The 24,140-nt window shown below is 54.7% G+C and carries 21 protein-coding genes; 5 read left to right on the top strand and 16 right to left on the bottom strand.

Translation table 11 applies throughout. The annotated features are described in order from the left end of the window. Positions 1–28: 28 nt before the first annotated feature. From ACT3UM_RS18280 to ACT3UM_RS18240, 9 genes are all read right to left on the bottom strand, one after another. Positions 29–1,072 carry an aminoglycoside phosphotransferase family protein gene (locus ACT3UM_RS18280; RefSeq protein ID WP_498901173.1) on the bottom strand — a complete coding sequence of 348 codons (1,044 nt, stop codon included), beginning with the start codon at positions 1,070–1,072 and terminating at the stop codon, positions 29–31. A 165-nt stretch (positions 1,073–1,237) separates the two neighbouring features. After that, positions 1,238–2,311 carry a TauD/TfdA dioxygenase family protein gene (locus ACT3UM_RS18275; RefSeq protein ID WP_498901171.1) on the bottom strand — a complete coding sequence of 358 codons (1,074 nt, stop codon included), beginning with the start codon at positions 2,309–2,311 and terminating at the stop codon, positions 1,238–1,240. A 203-nt stretch (positions 2,312–2,514) separates the two neighbouring features. Then, positions 2,515–5,361, bottom strand: a complete 2,847-nt coding sequence (locus tag ACT3UM_RS18270; protein ID WP_498901169.1) for a valine--tRNA ligase — start codon at positions 5,359–5,361, stop codon at positions 2,515–2,517. Between the two features lie 91 nt (positions 5,362–5,452). Then, on the bottom strand, positions 5,453–6,649 hold the full coding sequence (locus ACT3UM_RS18265; protein WP_498901167.1) for an MFS transporter: 1,197 nt from the start codon (positions 6,647–6,649) through the stop codon (positions 5,453–5,455). A 100-nt stretch (positions 6,650–6,749) separates the two neighbouring features. Further along, positions 6,750–7,481 carry an RNA/DNA-binding domain-containing protein gene (locus ACT3UM_RS18260; protein ID WP_498901165.1) on the bottom strand — a complete coding sequence of 244 codons (732 nt, stop codon included), beginning with the start codon at positions 7,479–7,481 and terminating at the stop codon, positions 6,750–6,752. 13 nt (positions 7,482–7,494) lie between these two features. Then, positions 7,495–8,541 carry a PDDEXK nuclease domain-containing protein gene (locus tag ACT3UM_RS18255; RefSeq protein WP_498901163.1) on the bottom strand — a complete coding sequence of 349 codons (1,047 nt, stop codon included), beginning with the start codon at positions 8,539–8,541 and terminating at the stop codon, positions 7,495–7,497. Between the two features lie 23 nt (positions 8,542–8,564). Next, positions 8,565–8,996 (bottom strand): DNA polymerase III subunit chi, encoded by a 432-nt coding sequence (locus ACT3UM_RS18250; RefSeq protein WP_498901161.1) that lies wholly within the window; start codon positions 8,994–8,996, stop codon positions 8,565–8,567. Positions 8,997–9,096: 100 nt separating this feature from the next. Continuing rightward, entirely contained in the window at positions 9,097–10,194 is a 1,098-nt protein-coding gene (locus ACT3UM_RS18245; protein WP_498901159.1) for a branched-chain amino acid aminotransferase, read from the bottom strand. A gap of 166 nt (positions 10,195–10,360) precedes the next feature. Next, positions 10,361–11,881, bottom strand: coding sequence for a leucyl aminopeptidase (locus ACT3UM_RS18240; protein WP_498901157.1), 1,521 nt, complete (start codon positions 11,879–11,881; stop codon positions 10,361–10,363). Between the two features lie 146 nt (positions 11,882–12,027). Here ACT3UM_RS18240 and lptF point away from each other — a divergent pair, with 146 nt between their 5' ends. From lptF to bfr, 5 genes are all read left to right on the top strand, one after another. Next, positions 12,028–13,107: an LPS export ABC transporter permease LptF gene (gene lptF / locus ACT3UM_RS18235; RefSeq protein ID WP_498901155.1), complete on the top strand. Its 1,080-nt coding sequence runs from the start codon at positions 12,028–12,030 to the stop codon at positions 13,105–13,107. Beyond that, entirely contained in the window at positions 13,107–14,171 is a 1,065-nt protein-coding gene (lptG, locus tag ACT3UM_RS18230; RefSeq protein ID WP_498901153.1) for an LPS export ABC transporter permease LptG, read from the top strand. Before lptF ends, lptG begins: the two co-directional genes overlap by 1 nt. A gap of 68 nt (positions 14,172–14,239) precedes the next feature. Further along, positions 14,240–14,716 carry an RDD family protein gene (locus ACT3UM_RS18225; RefSeq protein WP_498901151.1) on the top strand — a complete coding sequence of 159 codons (477 nt, stop codon included), beginning with the start codon at positions 14,240–14,242 and terminating at the stop codon, positions 14,714–14,716. Positions 14,717–14,885: 169 nt separating this feature from the next. Continuing rightward, positions 14,886–15,092 carry a (2Fe-2S)-binding protein gene (locus ACT3UM_RS18220; RefSeq protein WP_498901149.1) on the top strand — a complete coding sequence of 69 codons (207 nt, stop codon included), beginning with the start codon at positions 14,886–14,888 and terminating at the stop codon, positions 15,090–15,092. Positions 15,093–15,283: 191 nt separating this feature from the next. After that, a complete protein-coding gene (gene bfr, locus ACT3UM_RS18215) occupies positions 15,284–15,766 on the top strand; it encodes a bacterioferritin (RefSeq protein WP_009288515.1) in 483 nt (160 codons plus the stop codon). A gap of 250 nt (positions 15,767–16,016) precedes the next feature. On the opposite strand, the gene ACT3UM_RS18210 is transcribed toward bfr, so the two are convergent. The 7 genes from ACT3UM_RS18210 to ACT3UM_RS18180 all read right to left on the bottom strand — a co-directional run bounded on the left by ACT3UM_RS18210 (position 16,017) and on the right by ACT3UM_RS18180 (position 23,977). Continuing rightward, positions 16,017–17,201 carry an MFS transporter gene (locus ACT3UM_RS18210; protein WP_498901146.1) on the bottom strand — a complete coding sequence of 395 codons (1,185 nt, stop codon included), beginning with the start codon at positions 17,199–17,201 and terminating at the stop codon, positions 16,017–16,019. 36 nt (positions 17,202–17,237) lie between these two features. After that, complete coding sequence (locus tag ACT3UM_RS18205) at positions 17,238–18,230, bottom strand: fumarylacetoacetate hydrolase family protein (RefSeq protein ID WP_498901144.1); 993 nt, start codon at positions 18,228–18,230, stop codon at positions 17,238–17,240. A 2-nt stretch (positions 18,231–18,232) separates the two neighbouring features. Continuing rightward, a complete protein-coding gene (locus ACT3UM_RS18200) occupies positions 18,233–19,027 on the bottom strand; it encodes a cyclase family protein (RefSeq protein ID WP_498901142.1) in 795 nt (264 codons plus the stop codon). Between the two features lie 213 nt (positions 19,028–19,240). Next, the gene (locus tag ACT3UM_RS18195) at positions 19,241–20,386 is read right to left on the bottom strand and encodes a hypothetical protein (RefSeq protein ID WP_498901140.1); all 1,146 of its coding nucleotides are present in this window, start codon (positions 20,384–20,386) and stop codon (positions 19,241–19,243) included. Positions 20,387–20,585: 199 nt separating this feature from the next. Further along, entirely contained in the window at positions 20,586–21,746 is a 1,161-nt protein-coding gene (locus tag ACT3UM_RS18190) for an alpha/beta hydrolase family protein (RefSeq protein WP_498901138.1), read from the bottom strand. A 73-nt stretch (positions 21,747–21,819) separates the two neighbouring features. Then, entirely contained in the window at positions 21,820–22,938 is a 1,119-nt protein-coding gene (locus ACT3UM_RS18185; protein WP_498901136.1) for an FAD-dependent monooxygenase, read from the bottom strand. Positions 22,939–23,071: 133 nt separating this feature from the next. Beyond that, positions 23,072–23,977, bottom strand: coding sequence for a LysR family transcriptional regulator (locus ACT3UM_RS18180; RefSeq protein WP_498901134.1), 906 nt, complete (start codon positions 23,975–23,977; stop codon positions 23,072–23,074). Positions 23,978–24,140: the final 163 nt, after the last annotated feature.

Here is a 24,140-nt window from a genome sequence, read left to right as displayed (position 1 = left end):
CATATCTCTTGGGTAGGAAGCACAAACGTTATAGGGAAGCTTGCAAGCACTGCAGCTCGCTATGAACGTGATCAATAATCGGCAGCGAGAGGTAGTGCTCAACGCGGTCACGTACGTGGTCAATCACGGCAGGGTCGGTGAGTTCTGCCGACCAGTCTTCTCCCCGTTGCTGGGCATCTTTAGCGTTTAGGTGCTGGGCGCGCCATTTCGCGCACCAGGTCAATGACCACAGCCAGGTAGCGCGGCGGCAGGCGACCAGGGTGTCGGTATCGGGTGATTCACTCATGGCTGCTTGCCAGCGGCGGTAAAAGTTAATCACGTCATTCAGCGATAGCACCGCTTGGCTGTTTACATCCCAGGTAGTGGAGGTGTAGAGGCTGGTGTGGGCGAGATCAATGCCCGGCAGGCCGTAGCGACACTTCTCTAAATCTACCAACACCGCGCGGCCATCGTCGCGGATTAAGAAGTTGCCAGGGTGGGTGTCAAAGCTAATCAGCGTCGCGGTTTCATCGTTTAGGCGGGGCGGAAGTAAGTCCAGCTCCTGCTTAATTCGCCGGGTCACTTTACTCGAAAGCTGTGCATCGCCTAGCCAGTTAGCCTGCTGGCGCACTTCATCCACCATCGCCTGCCAAGGGTCTTCAGGGGCCAGCAGCGGCGCCTGCGCCGAGGCATTAGGTAGCGTTTGACGATGTAGGCTGGCCAGGGCATCCGCGATGGCGGGGAGGTCGTCGGGTAGTTGCGCCAAACGCCCACGGATAGCCTCTACCAGCAACCCGCCTCTGGGCAATGCCTCGCTGAGCGGCAGGGTGTCATAAAGTGTCGGCGTGTGCCCGCCAGGGCTAGAGCGCTGGTAACAGGCTCTCTGATAGGCAAGATTCTCTTCAGGCGGCAGGTTCATCTGGCTCTGCTTCGGCAGCCGCGCTACCCAGTCATCGCCATCGCTGCGATGCAGCCAGACATGATCGTGGGCCAGCCCAGTATCCGCCATCGGCGTAAGCGTTTGGTAGGCAATTCCGGCCCGCTTTAATTCGCTAGCCAGCGCCTGTAAACGTGCTTCAGTTGGTATTGGCATAGAGTCGTCCGTGTCGTTGCTGAATCAGCGATGCCACTTAGTGGCTATTATTGTACCAACCTTACACCTTTGGTAAGAAAATGTGGTTAGGACGCGATGCAATAGGGCGGAAGTGCTTAGATGGGTAAAGGTATCGCCACTGAGTGTCTGTAGCGTCAACAGACCCTAGTTTTGCATGGGGATGTCATCTTTCCACCGAAAACCCACACCGCCTGCTTGCCATACGCCATCGCGATTAAAGGGGTGTGGCCCGGATAAATTGATGTACTGCGGCAAGCCAAAGTGAGGTGCCAGGTTCTGCCTGGACTTGATAGTCACGCGATCCATTATCCTCAACCCTTGCTCCTCGGCCGACATATGCGCTTCAGGCGCGGCCCTGTGAGCCATTGCCCAGTTATCAACGTAAAGTAAATCCCCCGTCTGGTAGTGATAACGGATCCCGTAGCCCTTCTCGAAAGACGCATCAAGAAGATCGTTATAGTCATTGAAAAGCTGTTTCATTTCATCTTTGTTGAGTAAACGAAGATGATCGACAGCGGCGGGGGCTTGTTGCAGCTCATCGATTGCAACGCCTTCTTCGGGTAACCGCTCTATAACGGCGCCGGTCATCCCCAAATGAAGCCATACGCTCTTTCGCCCCGAAATAGGATGGGTATGGACGACGGGGTGACTGACCCCTGAATCAGAATTCACAGAGACAAGCCGTTCCCAAAACGCCTGCTTTTCCTTTGGCAGCACGTCGAAGGCTGCCCCCTGATGAGCAAAGTGCGTTCCGCCGCCCTGCTCAGGGGCGCGCGCCATGTAGTAGGCGGAGTGAGAAAACGTTGCTGCTTCGAAGCTGCCATCGTTATGCCACTGGGGGCCAACGCCGAGGATGCCATAGCGCTTGTCATTGGAGCAGCGGAAGATGTCCCGGTTCATGTCAGGCGTGGCGGGGTGGACACCATGAGTGGAATGAATTTCCCCAGCGCCCCACCATTTACTCGCACTGACCAGTGCATCTGCTGAGAGCTCCGTTTGGTGCTTAAAGACGATAAAGCCCCGGTTCGCCATTTCCACTGCTAACGCTTCGATGACTGGCTCTGAAAGTCGGGAACGAACGTCGGCGCCGTAGATCTCCACGCCAAGCGGTTCCAACTGCTTGACCGTCAATCCCGCCTTCTCAAACAGCGTGATACGGCCAGGGTCTAGCGGCGGTATGGTGGGTGGGATGCTGCTGAATTTATCAGTGGTTGCCATATTCGAGCGATCTCAATGAGTGAATTCGAAATGGCTCAGCTCCGTGATTGCGGCGAAAAGCAGCTGAGATCCAGAACCAAGCGATCTTTTAGTCATTGGTCAGGTTGTCATGGGCTTTGTTCCGGATTCAAGCAGTGCTTGGGCAGTAGGGCGAAACTAAAAACGGCACCTTTTGGGTGCCGTTTTGGTTTCTTAGCGTGCGATTACAACGCCTCAATCTTCGCCTTCTGCTCTTCCAGCAGCTGCTTGGTGGCTTGGAATTCGGCCAGCTTGCCGCGCTCTTTATCCACCACGGCGACGGGGGCTTTGGCGATAAAGCCGTCGTTGCCGAGCTTCTTCTCAATGCCGCCGATCAGTTTTTCCTGCTTGTCGATCTCTTTGCTGAGGCGGGCGATTTCAGCGTCTTTATCGATCAGATCGGCCATCGGCACCAGCACTTCCATATCGCCTACCAACTGTGTGGCCGAAAGCGGGGCATCATCCGGGTTTTCAAGCCAGGTAACGCTTTCCAGCTTGGCGAGTTTAGACAGGAAGCGGCGATTACTCTCGAGGCGCTCGGCGTCTTCGGGCTTGCCTTTGGTCAGCAGCACGTCGAGCGGTTTGCCAGGGGCGATGTTCATCTCGGCGCGAATGTTTCGCACGGCGATAATCACGCCTTTCAGCCACTCGATATCCAGGCTGGCCTGGTCATCGATTTTGCTCTCGTCGGTTTCCGGCCAGGCTTGCAGCATGATCGACGCGCCGTCGCCCATAAATACACCGGCCAGCGGCGAGACGCGCTGCCAAATCTCTTCGGTGATATAGGGCATCATCGGGTGAGCAAGGCGCAGAATCGCTTCGAGCACGCGTACTAGCGTTCGGCGTGTTCCCCGCTTGGCTTCTGCCGTGGCATTCTCATCCCACAAAACAGGCTTAGAAAGCTCCAGATACCAGTCGCAATACTCGTTCCAAACGAATTCGTACAGCGCCTGGGAGGCGTGGTCGAAGCGGTACTCGTCCAGCGCTTTGGTGACCTGGGCTTCAGTTTTCTGCAGCTGCGAGATAATCCAACGGTCGGCCAGAGAGAGTTCAACGTCGCTACCGTCTGTACCGCAGTCTTCACCTTCGGCGTTCATCAGCACGTAGCGCGAGGCGTTCCATAGCTTGTTGCAGAAGTTGCGGTAGCCATCCAGACGGTTCATATCAAATTTGATATCGCGCCCGGTGGTGGCCTGGGAGAGGAAGGTAAAGCGCAGCGCATCGGTGCCGTGGGCTTCAATGCCGTCTTTAAACTCGTCCTTGGTGGCTTTGGCAATCGCCTTGGCCTGTTTTGGCTGCATCATATTGCCGGTGCGCTTTTCGAGTAGCTCATCCAGCGTGATGCCGTCAATCAGGTCGATGGGGTCAAGCACGTTGCCCTTGGACTTGGACATCTTCTGACCCTGACCGTCACGCACCAGGCCGTGCACATATACCGTTTTAAACGGTACCTGCTTGGTGAACTTCAGCGTCATCATGATCATCCGGGCGACCCAGAAGAAGATGATATCAAAGCCGGTGACCAGCACGCTGGTGGGGTGGAAGGTTTCCAACTCCGGCGTCTGTTCCGGCCAGCCGAGGGTGCCGAATGTCCATAGGCCTGAGCTAAACCAGGTATCCAGTACGTCTTCGTCTTGGGTGAGCGCAATATCATCGCCTAGTCCGTGTTTCTCGCGGGCTTCGGCTTCCGTGCGGGCAACGTAGACATTGCCTTCGGCGTCGTACCAGGCCGGAATGCGGTGGCCCCACCACAGCTGGCGGGAGATGCACCAGTCCTGGAGGTCGCGCATCCAGGCGAAGTACATATTTTCGTAGTTCTTGGGCACAAACTGGATATCGCCGTTCTCAACCGCCTCAATGGCGGGTTTGGCGAGAGACTCCACCGCCACAAACCACTGGTCGGTGAGCAGCGGCTCGATCACATCGCCGGAGCGGTCGCCATAGGGCAGAGTATTGTTAACGGCTTCGACCTGCTCCAGCAGGCCCAGGGCATCCATATCGGCAACGATCTGCTTGCGCGCTTCAAAGCGGTCGAGACCTGCGTACTTGGCGGGCAGTGTGGCGTCTTCGTCCGGCTGGGGCTGGCCTTTAAGATCAAAAATTTCAGCTTGTTCAAGAATTGCCGCGTTTTTGGTGAAGACATTGATCAGCAGATGGTTCTGACGCTTGCCGACTTCGTAGTCGTTGAAGTCATGGGCGGGGGTGATCTTGACGCAACCGGAGCCTTTTTCCATATCGGCATGCTCGTCGGCGACCACCGGGATACGGCGACCGACCAGCGGCAGTTCGATAAATTTGCCGACCAGGGAGGCATAGCGCTCATCGTCTGGATTCACCGCCACGCCGGTATCGCCCAGCAGGGTTTCCGGGCGGGTGGTGGCAACCACGAGGTAATCCTTGCCATCGTCGGTTTTGACGCCGTCCGCCAGCGGGTAGCGGAAGTGCCAAAAGCTGCCCTGCTGCTCTTTGTTTTCCACTTCCAGATCGGAAATAGCGGTATGCAGCGTGGGATCCCAGTTGACCAAACGCTTGCCACGATAGATCAGCTTCTCTTCGTGCAGACGCACAAACACTTCCTGCACTGCTTTATAGAAGCCGTCGTCCATGGTGAAGCGTTCGCGAGACCAGTCGACGCTGGCGCCCATACGGCGCAACTGACGGGTAATATGGCCGCCGGACTCGTGCTTCCACTCCCACACCTTGTCGATAAACGCATCGCGGCCCAGGTCGTGGCGGGTCTTGCCCTCTTCCGCTGCAACCTTACGCTCCACCAGCATTTGGGTGGCGATGCCGGCGTGGTCGGTGCCTACCTGCCACAGGGTGTTATTACCCTGCATCCGTTTCCAGCGCGTCAGGGTATCCATAATGGTGTCCTGGAACGCATGGCCCATGTGCAGGCTGCCGGTCACATTGGGCGGTGGAATCATGATCGAAAAAGGCGTGCCCTGACCGGTGGGGGCGAAACGGTTGTCGGCTTCCCAGCGCTCGTACCAGCGGGTTTCGATCTGTTCGGGTTGGTAGGTCTTTTCCATGGAGAGTTGGCTCACGGCTGGCGAGAAATGTGCAAAGTTTGAAAATATATAGTGCAAGAGTATACCGCGATAGCGCCTTGATCGTCAGGGGCTACTCACCCTCGATTATTGATCGGGCAGAGAACCCGCGCATGGCGAGTAGCCCAAGAATAGGCCCCGGCAGCAGCCACCAGATCACCGCCAATGACTGGCTGGACCACAGCGCGGTAACCAGGGCGATGGAGGGGATGGTCAGCCCAAAGCCAATCGCGTTCATCATCGCCAGCGCCGCCCCTAGCCGCTCTGGCGGGGCGGTGGCGCTGGCCAGCGCAGAAAACTGCGCGGAGTCGGCAATCACGCTGACTCCCCATAAGCCGAGAAGCGCCAACAGCAGCCAGGGCGAGGCGCTGCCCAACAGGGGATAAACCAAACACAGCGCACCAGAGGTTGCCAAGGCGACGCAAGCGACTCGGTCGCTGCCGATTTGGCGGCTCCATTTGCCTGCGAGTACGCAGCCAGGTAGCCCCAGCGCAATCACCAGAAAGCTGAGCCATGGCTGGGCGCCGTTGCTAGCACCCAGACGTTCCAGCTCGCGGGCAACCAGAAATGGCACCAGTGCCCACAGCGCGTACAGCTCCCAGCAGTGGCCGAAATAGCCCAGCGCGGCAGCGCGAAAGCGCGCCTGCCTAAACGCGGCCAATCCTGCCCAGGGGCGGCCGCTTTTGGCAGTGGCAGGCAGGTGCGGGCCAACGCCTAGCTTGAAAATCATTAGCGCCGCAACCAGCGCCAACAGCGAGGCAAGCAGCAGTGGCCACTGCCAGGGTAAATGTAGCGTTAAACCGCGTAGCAGGTGCGGTGAGGCAATGCCCAGGGTCAGCATGCCCACCAGCCAACCCAGCGCGGCGCCTGCGTGGCTGGGTGTCCAGCTCACCACCAGCTTCATGCCCAGCGGGTAGATGCCTGCCAGGCAGAGCCCTGTGGCAAAGCGCGCCACAGCGGCGAGCGTCACGCTCTCGGCCACGCCAATAAAAGCGGCATTGATCAGCGCACCGAGAACAGCCGATACCGCAAACAGGTGGCTGGCGCGTACGCGGTCGGCCAAACCCGTGGTGGCAATCGCCAGGGTGCCGGTAATAAACCCGGCCTGAACGGCGATGGTGAGCAGGCCCAAATCGCTTTCGCTGAGGCCCACGGCCTCCTGCAGCGCCAAGCCAACGCCATTTACGCTAAACCATAGCGAGGTGCCAAACAGTTGGGCGATGACGATAACGGCCAGCGGGGTGCGGGCTAAAAAAGCGTGGGACAGCATTGGCGCTCTCGTCCTTTGAGTTATTTTTTGTTAAAAGGCGATTGTTCAACCGCCTATTGGATCACTTCAGCGTTTGGCTAGGTTTCGGCAAAGGTGCTGATCAAGTCTTTGTTTTATTATTTTTTACCCACTGCTTACCGGCAGTCGTTAAGCGGTATTTCTGCAGGCGGCTATTGGGCTTATCCGGAATCGTCTGCTCAATCAGTCCAGCGTTCAGTGCCGGCCGCCAATAGGCGTTTCGGAAATGAGGCAGATGTTTGAGACCCAAAATATCCTGTAGCTCGGCCCGTGTCATTTCGCCTTCTAAAGAGTTGAGCAGGCGGGCTACTTCCGGGCTGACTTGGTCGGTGAGTTGGTCGGTGACTGGTGGGGTAGCGCCCAGCCATTCTGCCTCCGGCCTCCAGACGATGACGCTGAATTGATTGCCCGAAGGATCATCCACCAAGTCGATTCGGGGCCATGCCTCAAGCGCTCGTGGAATACCACTGCCCATGCCGCGATAAGGTAAAATATGGGAGGCATGTTCAGTGAGTGTGGGGTTGCGGCGGATAGTCTTGCCCTGGCTAATATCCTCAGGGCTCAGGCTGTCTGGTAGATGGCCAGGGCTGACGATCTCCACGCGGTCAGCAAATACCATAATCCGAACCGCCGCGCCATCCAGTCCCGCAATCGAGCCGTCATCATTCACGCCCAGAAACAGCCACCCGCCGCCACTGTTGGCAAAGGCGGCCATCTCAGCGGCAAGGCTATCCGCGTTGGTGGCATCGCGTTTGAACTGGTGGCGGCTGTCTTCGCCGCGGGTGATAATATCGAGCAATTCAATGTGATTCATGATTGCAAAGCGTTTAGTCCCGTTTCCGTTGATCGTTCGACAAGCGTGCTCTGGCGCTTTCAATTGACTGATGTAGTTTGGCCTGCAAAGTCTCTCTGGACGGTAGTACGGTCAGATATTCCGCCACGTGAATACCGCTGTTATCCAATTCCAGCAGTTCAATTTGCTCCTGCTGCTTACCGGCGCAGAGAATTATTCCTAAAGGCGGCTCTTCACCGGCTTCTTGCTCATGTTTGGCTAGCCAGCGCAGATAAAGCTCCATCTGGCCCTTATACTCGGCCTTGAAACGCCCCAGCTTAAGATCAATCACGACTAGCCGCTTGAGCTTGCGGTTGTAAAAAAGCAGATCGATATAGAAATCTTCGTCGTCGATCTGGATGCGTTTTTGTCGCGCCACAAAAGTAAACCCTGCTCCCAGTTCCAGAAGAAACTGCTCGATCTCACGCAGAATAGCGTCTTCCATATCCCTTTCTAGATAACGGTCATTCAGACCGAGAAAATCCAATACATAAGGGTCTTTCAGTAATAGCTGTGGCGAGGGCTGACCGACATCGCGCAGGTTTTGTAACTCATGTCGAATGGTCTCTTCCGGTTTGCGGGAGATGGCGGTTCGTTCAAATAGCATTGATTGGATGCGTTCATGAAGTCGGCGTACCGGCCATCGCTCCAAGCAGGCCAACTCAGCGTAAAAGTCGCGCTGTAGTGTGTCTTTCAGTCCTATGAGTAGCACAAAATGGCTCCAGCTCAATTGTGCAGACAGCGTCTGCACAATCTGCTGGTCAGGATAACATTGAGCAAATAGGCACATATTGGCCAGATTGCGTTGCGACCAGCCACGCCCATAAGTCAGCGAAAGCCCTTTGGCCAACCGGGTCATAACTTGTTCACCATAGTTGGCCCGCTGATCCTGGAGAACTTCCGCATTGATGCGTTTACCGACTTGCCAATACAGCAGCGTTAGCTCTGAATTAACAGCTGCAGCAGCTCTTTGCCTTGCCGAGTCGATCAGTTGGCGAAGCTCAAATAGAAGTACCGGATCGGAGTGTGATGGCTGGCTCATATCAAATGTGTCCTCAGGCTCGCCTACCCCAACTTATGTGGCACGACCTCATGCCCCAGTTCTTTATAACGCTGCCAGCAGGCGCGCTTGGCGACGAGTACTTGTTGGTGCTGGTTAATGATCTCGGCGATCCGCGCGTAATTTTCTACGCCGTCAGGAATATCGGGATGCAGATTAAGCAGCGCGGTCTCTTCCGTGGGCACCGGTAGCTGCTGCCAGCCTAGCGTGATCGGCACGCTAGCAGCCATTTCGCTATCTTCCAGGGCGTGGGGCAGGTAGGCGTCCGGGCGGAAATTCCATAGCGCGTCATCGGCCTGCTCGGCGAGGGCTTTATCTTCGCAGTGCAGATGCAGGCGGTAGCCTTTGCGCCAGATGGTCTCGGCCAGTTTGCAGGCGAACTGCAAGCGCGCTTCCAAGGTGGTATCGGGCAGAATGTAGAAATCAATGCGCGCCATAGCGGTTCCAGGTAAAACGATTGCAGATATGTCGATTACAAACAGCACCGCCGCATGAGTGCGGCGGTACTGAAAAGATAAGCGTTGGTTTTAAAACCGCTTAAACCAGCTGGGTTAGCCAGCCGTACTTATCTTCGCTGCGGCCGTACTGCAGGTCGAGCAGCTTGGTGCGGATGCGCATGGCGATCTCATTGTTGCCACCGGCGGCTAGCTTGATACGCTCGTTTTCGGAAACCAGTTCGCCCACCGGAGTGATAACCGCAGCGGTGCCGCAGGCAAAGACCTCGGTGATCTCGCCAGAGGCCGCGCCTTCACGCCACTCGTCGATGCTGATTGGGCGCTCTTCAGGCGTTAGGCCTTCATCCTTGGCCAGGGTGAGTACCGAGTTGCGCGTCACGCCTTCCAGAATAGTGTCGGTCAGGCGTGGGGTGACCAAGCGGCCATCTTTGAAGACGAAGAACAGGTTCATGCCACCGAGCTCTTCCACCCATTTGTTTTCAGCGGCATCCAGGAATGCGACCTGACCACACTGATGGGCTTCGGCCTCTTTCTGCGCGGCCAATGAGGCGGCGTAGTTACCGCCGCACTTGGCAAAGCCGGTGCCGCCGGGGGCAGCGCGCTTGTAGTTAGACGAGAGCCAGATCGACACCGGGGCAATGCCGCCTTTAAAGTACGCCGCCGCGGGGGAGGCGATCACGTAGTAGTCGACTTCATGGGCGGGACGAACGCCTAAGAAGGCTTCTGAAGCGATCATAAACGGGCGCAGATAGAGGCTGCACTCATCAGAAGCGCTGGCGGGTGTCGGCACCCAGGCTTGGTCTTGCGCTAATAGCGCTTTCAGCGAGCCGATAAAGTCTTCGTCGGACAGCTCTGGCAGTGCTAATCGGCGGGCACTGCGGCGGAAGCGCTCGGCGTTTTTCTCGGGGCGGAATGTCCAGATCGAGCCGTCGGCGTGGCGATAGGCTTTGATGCCCTCAAAAATCTCCTGGCCGTAATGCAGTACAGAAGCAGCCGGGTCGAGGGTTAGCGGGCCGTAAGGGCGCACTTGGTGGCCGTGCCAGTCGGCGTCAACGGTCCAGCGCACATGGGCCATATGATCGGTAAAGTGTTTGCCAAAGCCGGGGTTTTTGAGAATGCTGTCACGGATCTCATCGGCTATGGGCTGGTTGGATGGCAAAATCTCAAAGTTAGTGGGCACGGCATATTCTCTCTACTTGATCCAAGCCCTGAAGGGCAAATATAGGCGTCGTAATATAAGCGTTAGAGTGGGCGTAGCGTGTGCCTTGAGATAAGGCACACGCTAATGTGTTTAGGTGTAACGGTTGCATCAAATAAAGGCAACCGTTGATTGCCTGATTGTGTTGTTAGACGTCGCTATTTTCTACCTGGGCGTCTGCTTCACGGTCAAGCAGGTACTGGGTTAACAGCCCAACGGGGCGACCCGTGGCGCCTTTCTGCTTGCCGGAGTGCCAGGCGGTGCCGGCGATATCCAGGTGCGCCCAGGGGAAGTGGTCGGCAAAGCGGGATAAGAAGCAGGCGGCGGTAATGGTGCCTGCCGGGCGGCCGCCAATATTGGCCAGATCGGCAAAGTTGGACTCAAGCTGCTCTTGGTACTCATCCCAAAGCGGCAGGTGCCAAGCGCGATCCCAGGCGGCTTCCCCCGCGTCCAGCAGATCCAGCGCGAGATCGTCGTCGTTGGAGAGCAGACCGGTGGCGTGGTGGCCCAAACCAACAATCACCGCGCCGGTGAGGGTAGCAATATCGACCACGCTTGCGGGGGTAAAGCGCTCGGCGTAGGTCAGCGCATCGCACAGTACCAGGCGGCCCTCTGCGTCGGTATTGAGTACTTCGACGGTCAGGCCTTTCAGGGTTTTGATGATATCGCCGGGCTTGGTGGCGTGGCCGTCGGGCATGTTTTCCGCGGCGGCAACGATAAATACCAGGTTGAGTTTGGGCTTGATCGCCAGCACGGCTTTGACAGTGCCAAACACGCTGGCTGCGCCGCACATGTCGAACTTCATTTCGTCCATACCTTCGCCGGGCTTAAGCGAAATACCGCCGGTATCGAAGGTAATGCCTTTGCCGACCAAAACATGGGGAGCTTCGTCAGCATTCTCAGCGCCCTGGTACTTCATCACGATCAGGCGTGTCGGCTCTTTGCTGCCGCGGCCGACGGATAGTAGTGAGCCTGCACCCAGGGCTTCCAACGCCTCTTCATCAAGAATATCGACCTGGAGCGCGCCTGCTGAGTCGCGGCCCAACTGCTCTGCCTGCTCGGCTAAATAGCGGGGCGTACAGATATTGGCGGGCAGATTGCCCAGGGTGCGGGTGTAGTTGATGCCTTGGCCAATGGCGTTGCCCACTAACGCCCCCTGCTTCACCTGCGCAACAGCGTCGGCATCGCTAATGATTAACGTAAGCTTGGCAAGGCTGGGCGCTGGCGCAGGCGACGATTTGAACTGATCAAAGCGATAAATCGCCCGCTCAACGGCTTCCATGACCTTGCGCGCTTTCCAGGCCGCGTCGCGGTCGGCCAATGGGATATCACCAAACACTACGCTGGCTTCGTCGATGGGTAGTTTCACCAGCGCGGTCATGGCCGCATCCAGCGCCTTGATAAAGGCCGCTTCCTGACATTTTTCGCGCTCACCCAAGCCCACCAGTAAGATACGTTCGGCGCCCAGGCCCGGTGCAAAGGGTACCATTTGCACGTTGCCCAGCGCGGCGTCGAAGTCGCCGCGTTCCAACAACTGGCCGATTAGGCGTTCGCTGGCGTCGTCCAGTTTGGAGACGGTGGGCAGTAGGTCGCCCCCTTTAAAAACTGGCACCAACAGACAAGGTGTTTCAGCTTTGGCTGGGTTTGCGGTCTGAACGGAAAATTCCATGACGGCTCCAACAAGACAAGCATCGAGGGATTCGGGATAATGCCCCGTTGCTTTTGATTTTGAAAAGGGACTGTGAATAGTTTGATTAGTGTACCCAAGCCATACGCTTATTGCATGGCATCCTGCACGTCTAGCCGGAGAGCGCGTTGATTTTATTTCGGTATCTAACTCGCGAAGTGTTACTCACCATGTCAGCGGTTGCTGGCATTCTGCTGCTGGTGATCATGGGCAGCCGCTTTATCCGCTATTTTTCGGACGCAGCGGAAGGCGATATCCCCGTCACCATGTTAGGCAGCCTGATGATGTTTCACCTGCCTGGCTTTATGGAGCTCATTCTACCGCTGTCGTTTTTTCTAGGTATTCTCCTCGCCTATGGGCAACTCTATATGAACAGCGAAATCACTGTAATGGTCGCCTGTGGGATGAGCCCCACGCGGCTATTGAAAGTGACGTTGCTGCCTGCCAGCGTGGTAGCAGTGTTGGTAGGTGTCTGCAGCCTGTGGCTGACCCCTTTGGGGACGCTGCAAACCGAAACTGCGCTGGAAGAGCAACGTAGTCGCCTGGACGTTTCGGTACTGGCCCCAGGGCGCTTTCAAGAGTTTGGCGGTGGTCGTACCGCTTACATCGGCAGCTTCTCCAGCGATGGTACGGAAATGCAGGACGTGCTGGTGCACGAGCAGAACCAGCTCGGCGACGAAGGTACCCACGACTATGTGACCCGCGCGGCATCGGGTTACCAAGAAACCCGGCTCGAAACCGGTAGCCGTTTTCTGGTGTTAAATGACGGTGAGCGTTACGGAGTGACGCCAGGCGATAAAAGCGCCGAGCGACTCACCTTTGAGCGCTACACGTTACGACTGGGGTTGAATCGCGACCGACAGGAGTTGGATTCGTTGGAGTATGCCTCCACGCCTGCGCTCTGGCGTAATCCAGCCCCCCGGGCCCAGGCTCAATGGCAATGGCGTGCGGGCCTGCCATTAATGGTGTTTGTGCTGGCCTTGATGGCGCAGCCGCTCTCCCGGGTTAACCCCCGCCAGGGACGCTTTGGCAAATTGCTCCCCGCCGTTTTTTTATACGTTGCCTATCTCAGCTTACTGCTAGCAGTGGTCGATGCCATTGGCAGCGGTACCTGGCCGACTACATTGGGTGTGTGGCCGGTACACGGACTGTTCTTAGGACTGGGCCTGCTAATGCTGTGGCGCTCACAACGTAAGGGGATGCGCTGATGGTGCTTGATCGTCTTGATCGTTACATTGCCCGCAACGTGCTGGCGGCCATTGTCGTTGTTCAATGTGTGCTGCTGGGGCTGGATATTACCATCGCCTATATCGATGATTTAGGTGATGTTCAGGCGGGCTATACCGCCTTTGATGCGCTCCTTTACCTGCTAATGCGCACGCCTTGGCGTTTCTATCAGTACGCACCGGTGGCGGTGTTGATCGGCGCACTGATTGGCTTGGGCAGCATGGCCTCCAGCAATGAGCTCACTGTTATGCGCGCCGCGGGCCGCTCCCTGGCGCGCATTGTGTGGGGCGTGATGAAGCCAGTGCTGGTAGTCGTCGTTGTGGTACTGCTGGTCGCTGAGTATGTCAGCCCACGCACCGAGCAGTATGCCGAGGCGTGGCGGTTGGAAAAGCTTCAGGGCGAAGGCGCTATGCTGACCAGCCGCAGCGGCTGGCAGATCGAGGGCAACAGCGTCTACCGTTTCGGCGCGATTCGTGCCGATGATGTGGTGCTCGATTTAACCCGCTATCGCTTTGATGACCGCCAGCTTGTCGAAGCCACTTACGCCCAGCGAGCCCGTTGGGAGGGCGATGCCTGGCGGTTGGAAAACGTGGCGACTACACGTATTTATGCCGACCACACTGAGTCCGAACAGACGGCAAGCATGGGCTGGGAGACCTCCTTTACCCCCACCCAGTTAGAGCGGCTGCTGCGCGATATCGAGAGTCAGGCGCCCAGCGAACTGTGGGCCTATGCCCAGTTCCTGGAAGCGCAAAACCTGCAGAATGACCAGGCGCTGCTGTATTTTTGGCAGAAAATGCTGATGCCGCTGACCATGGGCTCGCTGGTGCTGATTGCCGCCTCCTTTGTGTTTGGCCCGCTGCGTACCGTGGCTGCCGGTACCCGGGTGTTTTACGGCGTGATCACCGGGCTGAGCTTTAAGTACGTTCAGGACTTGCTGGCGCCCGCCTCGACGATTTTTGGCTTCTCGCCCGTCTGGGCGGTACTCGTGCCGACACTGGCGTGCGCTGGGGTCGGGATTTACTTTTTACGTCGCAACGGTTAATGCCGGAACGGCATCGCGGCTTCTAATCGCCTAAAAACCGCCAATAAATAGCCAGGAGCTGAGCAAGAATGAGGGAAACACGACGCTTTACTCAGTTGGACAGCGTATGGCCAGCGGGCCTTGGCCGCCGTTTGGGCGCTATGTTGTACGACGGCTTTTTGGTCACCGCGATCTGGATCGCGGTGACGGTCATTCACATGCTGTTTTTCCGCTATGTGCTTGGCCAGCAGCCCGAAGAGATTGGCACCACGGCCAGCGATATTTGGAGCCTGCGCCTCATGCTGGTGTTTTTTGTCACGCTGTTTTTTGTTTTTTCCTGGTCGCGCGGGGGGATGACCTTGGGCATGCAAGCGTGGCGGCTGAGGGTGCAAACGGCAGATGGCCGTTCGCTGAATCTGAAGCAGTGCCTAATCCGCTGCGCGGTGGCGTGGCTCTCGCTACTGGCCTTGGGTTTAGGCTACTTATGGGTGCTGTTTGATCAACAGCGGCGTAGCTGGCCGGATATCGCATCCAACACACAAACGGTGGTTTTGCCGAAAAAATAATTTTACCGGGCATCGGCCATTTTTTTTGGAAAAAGTGTCGCTTCGACAATATCTTATCGCGCTCTCCATAATCACTAAGACGAATGGCTAGCAAAAAGCAGTAATTTCTACTTGATAAGATGTATGCGAATCATTTACATTCATCTCATGATTTCAATGAGGTGTCGCCATGTACGTTTGCGTGTGCAAGGGAGTAACCGACCATCAGATTCGCCAGCACGTTGACGACGGTGCGCGCAGCTGGCGAGAAGTACGCGAGGCAACCGGCTGCGCAACGCAGTGTGGTAAGTGTGCGTGTTACGCTAAATCCATTACCCGCGATGCCATTCAGGAAGCACGTCAAGAAGCCGATATGGGTCTTGCTTACGCCGTGTGACGCGAATCACTATTGTTAGGGTTATCTTTAGCAAATAACTGATTTGCTTGAACTTTTAATCATCTTATCTATACTCTCAGGAACGCTGGGGGTATAGCTATTTACGTCTATACTCTACTCCAAACGTAACTGCTTGATCGTATTGTCTAAACTAGATTAAACATCAGCATTACAGTAGAAAAGGTGACGTTATGAAAGGTGATACGAAAGTTATTGAGCATCTTAATAAGGCGCTCGGCAACGAACTGGTTGCAATCAATCAGTACTTTTTGCACGCCAAAATGTATAAAGATTGGGGCCTGAAAGCCCTCGCCAAATGGGAATACGATGAGTCCATCGAAGAGATGCAGCACGCTGATAAGATCATCGAGCGCATCCTGTTCCTTGAAGGTATTCCTAATCTTCAGGATCTGGGCAAGCTGCATATCGGCGAAAACGTCAAAGAGATGCTCGAAAGCGATCTAAAAATCGAGCACGATGGTCGCAACGACTATATTGAAGCGATTACCTATTGCGAGAGCGTTAAAGATTACGTCACCCGCGATATGCTGCGTGACCTGCTTGCTGATGAAGAAGACCACATCGATCACATTGAAACCGAGCTTGGTTTGATCGACAAGGTGGGCATTCAGAATTACATGCAGCGCCAAATGCAGATGGCAGGCGACGAGTAAAACGCTTCAGCCAATCTATAGCTGACTAGTTCAGTTATTAGTGCCATGCAAAACGGGCAGCCAAGTGGCTGCCCGTTTTATTCACTGCGGCGTTAGTCGTCTTCATTGGCAATAACAAAATGTCCCCCGCCCCCTGTCTGTCCCGAAAAAAAACGGTCACACGCGCAGCCGTGAGTAAAACCTCAACAGACCCTTTAAGTGCACAGTGTCGGCCAGAAAGCTAAGGTGATCACTATTTTATTAGCTTCCTTTATGGGTTGCCGTGACCGTTGGTTGCCCGCGTGCCACGAGCAAAACAAGTGATGGAAAGGGCGGAGATAATAACTGCCGTAATGCCGAGAAAGGGAATAGATGCTGTCTCCATTAGCACGCCGCCAATAATGGGACCTAGGGCTGAACCGGTCATAAGCATTGCTGGCGTTGCGGCTACAGCGCGCCCCGTAGGATCCATTTTTGCTAGCAGGCCAAAGGCGAACGTATGGGTAAAAATCTGCACTGCAACGAATACGGCGGCGACGGGCGCCCAAACGGTGAAGAGGGTCACGCTGGTCAGTATCAGCGCGAAGGCGGCTTGCACGGCGGGACCGATATTGAGTACGGTGCGAGCGGGCAGGCGTTTCTCCAGCAGTGCGGCGAGCGGGGCAGGACCGACAAAGTTGACAATACCGAGTGCGATCAGGGTGCCGATGATGGCCTGAGGCGCGAAACTGCGGGCATGGCCGATTACCTCGATAAAAGAGAAGATCATGGCTTGGTTGAAGGTGATTAGGCTGACACCCGCGATGACCGCCGTGACACCAGGCGCGAAAAGCGCGCCAGGCCTGGTAGCCTTAACCGTTTCAAGCCGTGGATAGGCGGAGAATACTGCCACGGCTGCGACAACAAAGATGGCGGCAAAGGCTAGAAACAGTATATTGCCTCCTTGAACAGACATCAGCTGCGGTACCACACCCATATAGACGATACCGAAGGCGCCGAGGCCAATGCCTGCGAAGGCGAACAGGCGGTGTGGATTGTCGGCACGCCCCATCGCGCCATGTACAAGGCTAAGCGCCATGCCGTTGGCAAGCCCACCAATCAAGTGCAGTACGGCTAATGGCATAAAGTCAGATTGCGTCGAGGCGACAAAAAAGGTTATGGCCGCCACTGAGTAGCCCAGCACCACCAGAGCGCGTCGGTTGACCCTATGGAAGTTGCGCGCAGTCATCAGGCTAGCGACGACCGCACCGATCAAAAACAGGGTCACCAGTCCCCCGGCGTGTGCTGGGTTGAAATTAAACCGGGTGATCAATGCGCCCACCCAAATAGGCAGGGCCACAAGGTCTATCAGGCCTGCACAGTGACCGATAACAAGGGCTGCCACATTCATTCTGGAAATGCTGTCGCGTTGTTTTAAGTGGTGCGTAGCGACATTGGATATTGTTTTAACCGCCATGATAAAGTCCTCTTCTTAGGATAACGTTCTCTCGAATTACGGCTTTGTGCTCTTTGGGCTGGCAACCACTTGCTGAGAGATAGCACCGAATAAAGGAGCGTTATCGCCAAGCCTGGCTTCCATCTGGACGGCATCACCGAAACGCAGGAAAGGGGTTTGGGCCTCGCCTGAATCCACTATTTCAATGGCGCGGCGCTCTGCGATACATGCGGATCCCACCTGACGGAAATTGGCGTTTGAGACTGTTCCAGAGCCAATAACCGTGCCCGCAGGAAGGTCTCGTGAGTAGGCAGCATGGGCAACTAATTCATGAAAGCCTACCGACATGGCATAGCCATTGGGGCGCCCGAAGGGAGTCGCGTTGAGGGATACCTCAAGATCTAAATCTACCCGTCCATCACGCCAGTTTTCACCCAGCTCGTCGGGGGTTATCGCGACGGGCGCCATGGCGCAGCGTGGTTTGCACTGCAGCATGCCAAATCCCGTTTTCATCTCGATAGGGCCAAGGTACCGTAGGCTCCAGTCGTTTACCTGGACAATAAGGCGTATCGCATCCAGACAAGACTGTGCACGGGTGGACATGCCTACAGGCCCCGTAATGACAGCAAACTCGCCCTCAAAATCGATATTGTCATCCTCGCTAGGAAAAGGAGACGGCTCATTAGGTGATTGAAAACGATCAGAGATGCCTTGATACATCAGTGGCCTGCCGAGTGCATGGCGCGCTTCAAGTTTGAAGACCTGTTCCATTAGCTGACCATGACTGTCAAACGCGGATCCATCTAGCCACTGCCAGGCACGCGGTAGCGGAGCCATTGCCTGAGAGGGGTCAAAATCAAAGCTGCCTGGTGCTTGGCCGTCATTTAACTGCCGATACTGCACTTCAAGCGGCGCGGAGACGTCTGACCACCGCTCCAATGCTTCCTGAAGAGTGGTAACGGACTGCGTGGGAACGGTCGTCGCATTACGGCGACAGACTAGGTGAAGACGTCCATCTGGATGGCCATTGGGAAAAGTGGCAAAACGCATCGTTAATTCCTTCCGTTGTTTGGAACTAATGCAATCGGTCGGCACCAGCCGGCGGAGGCATGGGCTATCTTGGTGGGTAAACAGATGACGTCGAAGCCTGTCGCAGGTAAGGTGTCGAGATTGGCAAGTTTCTCCATATGGCAAAACACGGCCTCCGCGCCAGCTTTATGCCCTTCCCAGAACAGTGCGGGATTACCGGTTTCGCGTACTTTCGCTACCTGCGTGACGAGAGGTGGATCCCAGCTCCAGGCATCAGTACCCGCGACTTTTATGCCGTGGTTTGTCAGGTAAAGGGTGGCTTCACGACCCAATCCGCACCCCGAAGCAACATAGTCGCTTTCGCCATAGCGTTCACCCGCACGCGTGTTGACCAGTACGATATCCCCGGTTGAAAGGGAGTGACCGATGCGTGTTAGCTCAGCCTCAACGTCCTCAGCTGTCACCAAGTGGCCATCAGCAAAGTGTCTAAAGTCGAGTTTGACCCCATGCCCGATACACCATTCTAGTGGCACTTGATCAATCGTTAGTGCAGGTTTGCCACCGTCCATCGTGGGGTGGTAATGCCATGGCGCATCCATATGAGTGCCTGTATGGGTACTCATGGTGCAGCGCTCAACCGCTGCGCCTTTGCCATCCAGTTGCTGGTCAACCGGAATGCCGAACATCTCCTCAAATTCTTTGGCACCTTGATCGTGGTCAATGTAATCAATTCGCGGGCCAAGGCCGGGTGGGTCTGAAGCAATGCCCGCGGTTAAACTGACGGCCAGGTCAATGATGGTTTTACCTTCAGTTAACATGCAGTGACTCCTTAAAGCAGTGGTTTAATATAGTTTGAATAACCCACGTCCACTCTGACGTTTTTTTATCTTCATGCGGAAGCGAGCGCTTGTTTAACGGCGTTTTGAAGATGACATAAAATATTAAATAATAGCTTTCGGTGCTTTTTTTTATTTTAGATGCTTGTATGTTAAGTAAGTGGTTTATGGATTGATGTCGTATTGGAGTTTTGTCTAAAAAGAAACATTAACCCCCGTTACAAACACATTACCTACCCGTTCTTCTTCAAGTCCCTGATAGCGTTTATAATTAATAAAAAAACCATGGCCGCGGATGGTCGCTGTTAATTCGGCCCCGAACACTGCGTAAGTGTCTTCATCATTGAATCGATTAAGAGAATTTTCATATTCATACTCAACACCGACCATTGCACTAGGTATCCATTGGAGCTGAGTAGTATGACGGGGTGCTTTTTGTAGCTGGAAGTGAGCCCAGGTAAGGCCAAAGTCTTCGTTGGGGCCATCGACCCCGGTGACCTCGGGTAGCTCGATAGTGCCAAGCCGCGGTGTTGTGGTACCCAGGTCACTATGATGATAAAGAGCGCCTATGCGTGGGTGTGCAAGGCTCCCGTCGGGAAGCCAATGAGTCGTATCACCCAAGTATGAGCCGACTAGATCGGCTTGCAGGTAGTAGCGGTCATCGTCCTGCTTTTGGCGTAGATTGGCAGGTCCATGGCCGGTGGGAACATTGTAGACGCGGTTCTCTGTATCACCCCAAAGATACAGACCTCGAGTCGCTATGCCCCAGTTATCACTAAACTTTTTCAGATAATCCAGACGTAGCCCAAGGCTGTCGCGAATGACCTCTGTGCCGCTAATGGTATCTTCACTTTTGAAGTCATTGGCAACTAGGCCTACACCCCACATCGTGTCAGGGTCAGGCAAGTGCAAAAACGCTACTGCGCCGTGATAGAGGGTGGTCTCAAGGTCAAGGGCGTGAGGAACGGATTCACTTTGTGTATAAGTCCCTGTGAAGCGAAGATAGCTGGCGCCTACTTTAGCGGGTAGCTCCATCATAATATTGATGGGGGCTATTAGCGTATTGCCATCTTCACGGAAGTCGGTTAGCTGGGGATTGGCGCCGCCTTCGCCATAGGCATAACGGCTTGCGCCCATTCTGGACTGAGCGAAGCCAAATTGCTCATCAGAAAAGAAAGGCTGCAATAGTCCAGCCTGTCCAAGGTTGATTAAAGATCGGGTGCCAGGCGATAGCGCTGGTCGGGGAGTGTCGGGTGCATTGGTGGGTGCCTGTGCCATGGCCGATTGGGAAAGCAAGGCGAGCAAAACCGATGCACTAATAGTGCGTGCTTGATGGTTCATTTTGAGCTCTCTTTATTTATTATGTGAGATGAGCATATTGCTATTTAATATGTTTGGTCTTTTTTATATTTAAGACGACCTAGTAAATATTAAATCTAAGGGCAAGATGGCTAAAGTGATTCTTGTCTATACCAGTTATTGATACGGTAAATGGTAAAAGACAATGTCGTCCGAAGTTTTAATCGGAAGAGGGTCGTGCTTAAGAGGTCTTACCACCTAACGTATTTGCAAACCAGTCGGCAATGTAATGCCTCCCGAAGCTCATGTTGTCTGCGCCTACATGTTCAACTCCCCCTTCCCGATCAGTAAATATCTTGAGCTCTCTGCGTGGTGAGTTAGTAAGCTGGTTATAGGATTGGTGGGCATAATCAAGGCTAATTTGTCGATCCTTTTCGCCATGAGTCACCAAGAAGGGCACCCGGATTTTCTCCATTACGCCATTGAGATTCATCCCTTCAGCACGTTGGAAGAAATCGTCTTTATCCTTGGCGCCAAAGACCCACTCCACGTGGTGCCAGTAATGAGGAACGGGATTTTCGCCTTCCCGTTTTAGTCGCTTCTGTTGTACCTCGGCCCAGTTATGATTTGCCCCCCAAACAGCGCCTGATGCGTAGCGGGGTTCCAGGGCACATACCCGGGGGGCGTAGTAACCCCCAAGTGAGATACCTGTGATACCTATTCGGGATGCATCGACATCGTCACGCTGGGCCAACCATTCGTATACGGGCGTGCCCCATTGCTCTGCCTGCCAGGTCGCGGGTAGATCCTGAAGCCGAAGGCTCTCACCAGTGCCGGGCTGGTCGACACACAAACAGCTGATTCCGCGGCGGGCCAGTTCCTCGGGCAGGCGCGACCACCAAAGCAGTTCCTTACAGCTGTCCAGGCCATTTAGAAACACTACCGTCGGTGCTGGCCCCTCTACTCCTAAAGCGCGGGTGTAGAGCACGGCTATATGTTTATCGCCGTAAGGTATTTCGTGGCGGCTAACATTAAACCTTCCAAGTGTTGCTCCCTCATCAAAACTTTGGCGCCCTTTTAGGAACGTCTCCATACGCCCCTGAGAGCCTTGGGCTTGCATGCGTTCGGCCATTAAGTAGTACAGGGAAGCACGGTGCAGTTTGTCGCTTGCTGAGAAACCACGATCCTTAGCTTTATCTTCTTCGGCGAGCGCAACTAATTGATCGGCTACCCTCACCCACTCAAGCATAAAAGCATCAGTGCCTACATCTTCTCCATCGTTGGCAGCTTCGAGTAACGGCTGGCACATGTCCATGATCTCGCCAAGCTTGGCACCGCTTTCCATCGCAATGGAAATGGAAAGATTCCAGACATAATTGGGGAAATAGTTAAATAAAGCCACGTTGGGTATTCTCCGGTCAGCATTATGATAAAGAAGTGCTGATTCACTTCGTCATTTGAGTCGATTCAGTTGATCAAATCGGGGTGGCCATTAGGGCCATGCAGCGACGGTTGATATCACCTGGGTCAACGTCTTGGCGTAAGCCCATTTGCATGTCTCCAATAGCTAACGAGTTAAGATTCACGAAATGACAACGTTCGTAGCGTCGTTTCCGGTAGCGTGTAAAAGCACCTTCTAGATCGCTTGTGGCGGCTAGCTCTTCAGCGAGCACCACGGCGTCTTCAATGGCCATGCCGGCACCCTGCGCCAAATGCGGAGTAGAGGCGTGCACGGCGTCGCCAAGCAATACCGTGCGGCCCCGGTGCCAATCCCCCGTTAAAAAAATGACTTCTAAAGGCTTGGCGACTATCTCCGTATTATGTCGAACGTGTTCCATAAGGGCTTGGATTTGTGGCGCGGCATGGGCTGCACGGTGGTGCATCAGTTGGCATGCTTTATCGCTATCAAGCCGAAACCCCTCGGCCTCTTCGCTCAACATGAAGAGGTACATCAACTCCTCTGTCAGGGGCGTTAGGCCTGCATTGACGCGTCCGTAAAAGAGATGAATACCCTCCACTTCTGCCGAGCGGGGCATGTTGTAACGCCATACCCATTGCCCGGTATAGCGAGGTTTGGGAGCGTCTGGAAAGAGTGTTTGGCGAGTTTGGGAAAAGATGCCATCGGCGCCTATCATTAAGTCAAAGTCTTGGTGAGTACCGTCACTAAAGATGACGTGAATGCCGTCGGCGCTTTCCTCCCAATGCGCTACAACGGTACCCAGCCGTGTATCGGCACCTAGTGCCTGCGCTTTGCTGGCAAGAATATTCTGTAGCGCCGCTCTGCGAATGCCAACATTAGACGGCAAGTGATCACCGGCCAAGCGCGGCGCAGAGAAAGAGAACAGGGGCTCACCCTGGGCGTCAAAACAGCGGGTACTATCAAAGCCATAAGACTGTTCAAGGTAGTCTTCGAGAATATCCAGTTCTGCCATGGCGCGCAGCACATTGAACTGTTGGATGATCCCAACGCCACTGGCAGGCCACTGGGCCTCTTTTTCGATTAGCGTGACGGGAAAGCCTTTGCGCCTGAGTGCAATAGCCGCGGTGAGTCCGCCGATACCACCGCCTACCACAAGAATATTATTGTTGGTCATGTTTGTTACCTCCGGGAGAGAGCCTAACCAATAGCCGGTATCACGAAAAATTGAGGTGTTGAATCATATGCATTGATTTGCGTGATGGGTAATAGGGGCTTTATGCAATGCTGGAGGAACTGACGGTATGCATTTAAAACAGCTCCCTGGCTGCTCGCTTCATAATCTCTGTCAGCCAGCGGATACCGGGATCCTGATCGCGGTAGGCGTGCCACTGAATGCGTTCTTCCAATACCGGGATGTCAAAGGGCAGTGGATGGATATCGATAGGCAATGAGGTGTAACAAGCTTCTGCAAGGTGCTTGTGTACGGTGGCAATCCGGTCACTGCCGACAATTAAGTGGGGAAGAGAAGCAAAGGTATAGCTGGTCAAGGCGATGTCGCGTTCGATGCCCAATTTTTCAACCCACTGTTGCTCAAATGTATCCGCCCCAGTGGGGGGTGACATTTTGACATGACGAGCGCTGGAATAGCGCTCAAGGGTCATTGCTTGACCATGATGTCGGCTTTTAGCACAGGTGATGCAGACATATTTTTCGCTGAACAGATGCTCACTGGGATGTTCGTGAGAGGTAAACAGCGCGGGAGCCACGAGTAAATCGGCATCGCCTTTTTCGATAGCCAGGTAAGGTGACTCAATCTGAGGCAAGAACTTAAACGAAACGCCTGAGGACTCTAAGTCGGTGAGTTCTAGCACCCTGGGTATCAGCGTGGACATGATGAAGTCAGACAAAATGATACGAAATGTGCGGGTAGAGCGCCTCGGGTCAAAGAGGATGTCAGTCGAGACGGTTGCTTCTATACGTACCAGAATATCGCGAACGGAGTGTTGCATTGCCTGCGCGCGAGGTGTGAGCTCCATTCGCCGTCCTACCTGAACAAGCAGAGGATCGTCGAAATAGCTCCTTAACCGTGTTAAGGCATTTGACATGGCAGACTGAGTGAGATTCATACGTTCTGCTGCTTGGCTGACTGACTTAAGGGTCAGCATTTGGTCTAGAGCGACCAGTAGGTTAAGGTCTAATTTATTGAAATGCATGGCTAAACTCATTTTTTATCGTAGTTGTAGAGTATTTATGCCTTGTATAGACGGCGTGTTTGAAATTGATAATATCAATGCAGTAATTGATTTTATAAATATATGAATAATTAACCATTTATATCGTTAATTCGTCGAATCACGAGGAATCATTTTTCAGTCG

The sequence above is a fragment of the Halomonas sp. AOP13-D3-9 genome (assembly GCF_052379125.1).
Taxonomy (GTDB): domain Bacteria; phylum Pseudomonadota; class Gammaproteobacteria; order Pseudomonadales; family Halomonadaceae; genus Vreelandella.
This window is presented reverse-complemented; position numbering and strand designations above follow the sequence as displayed.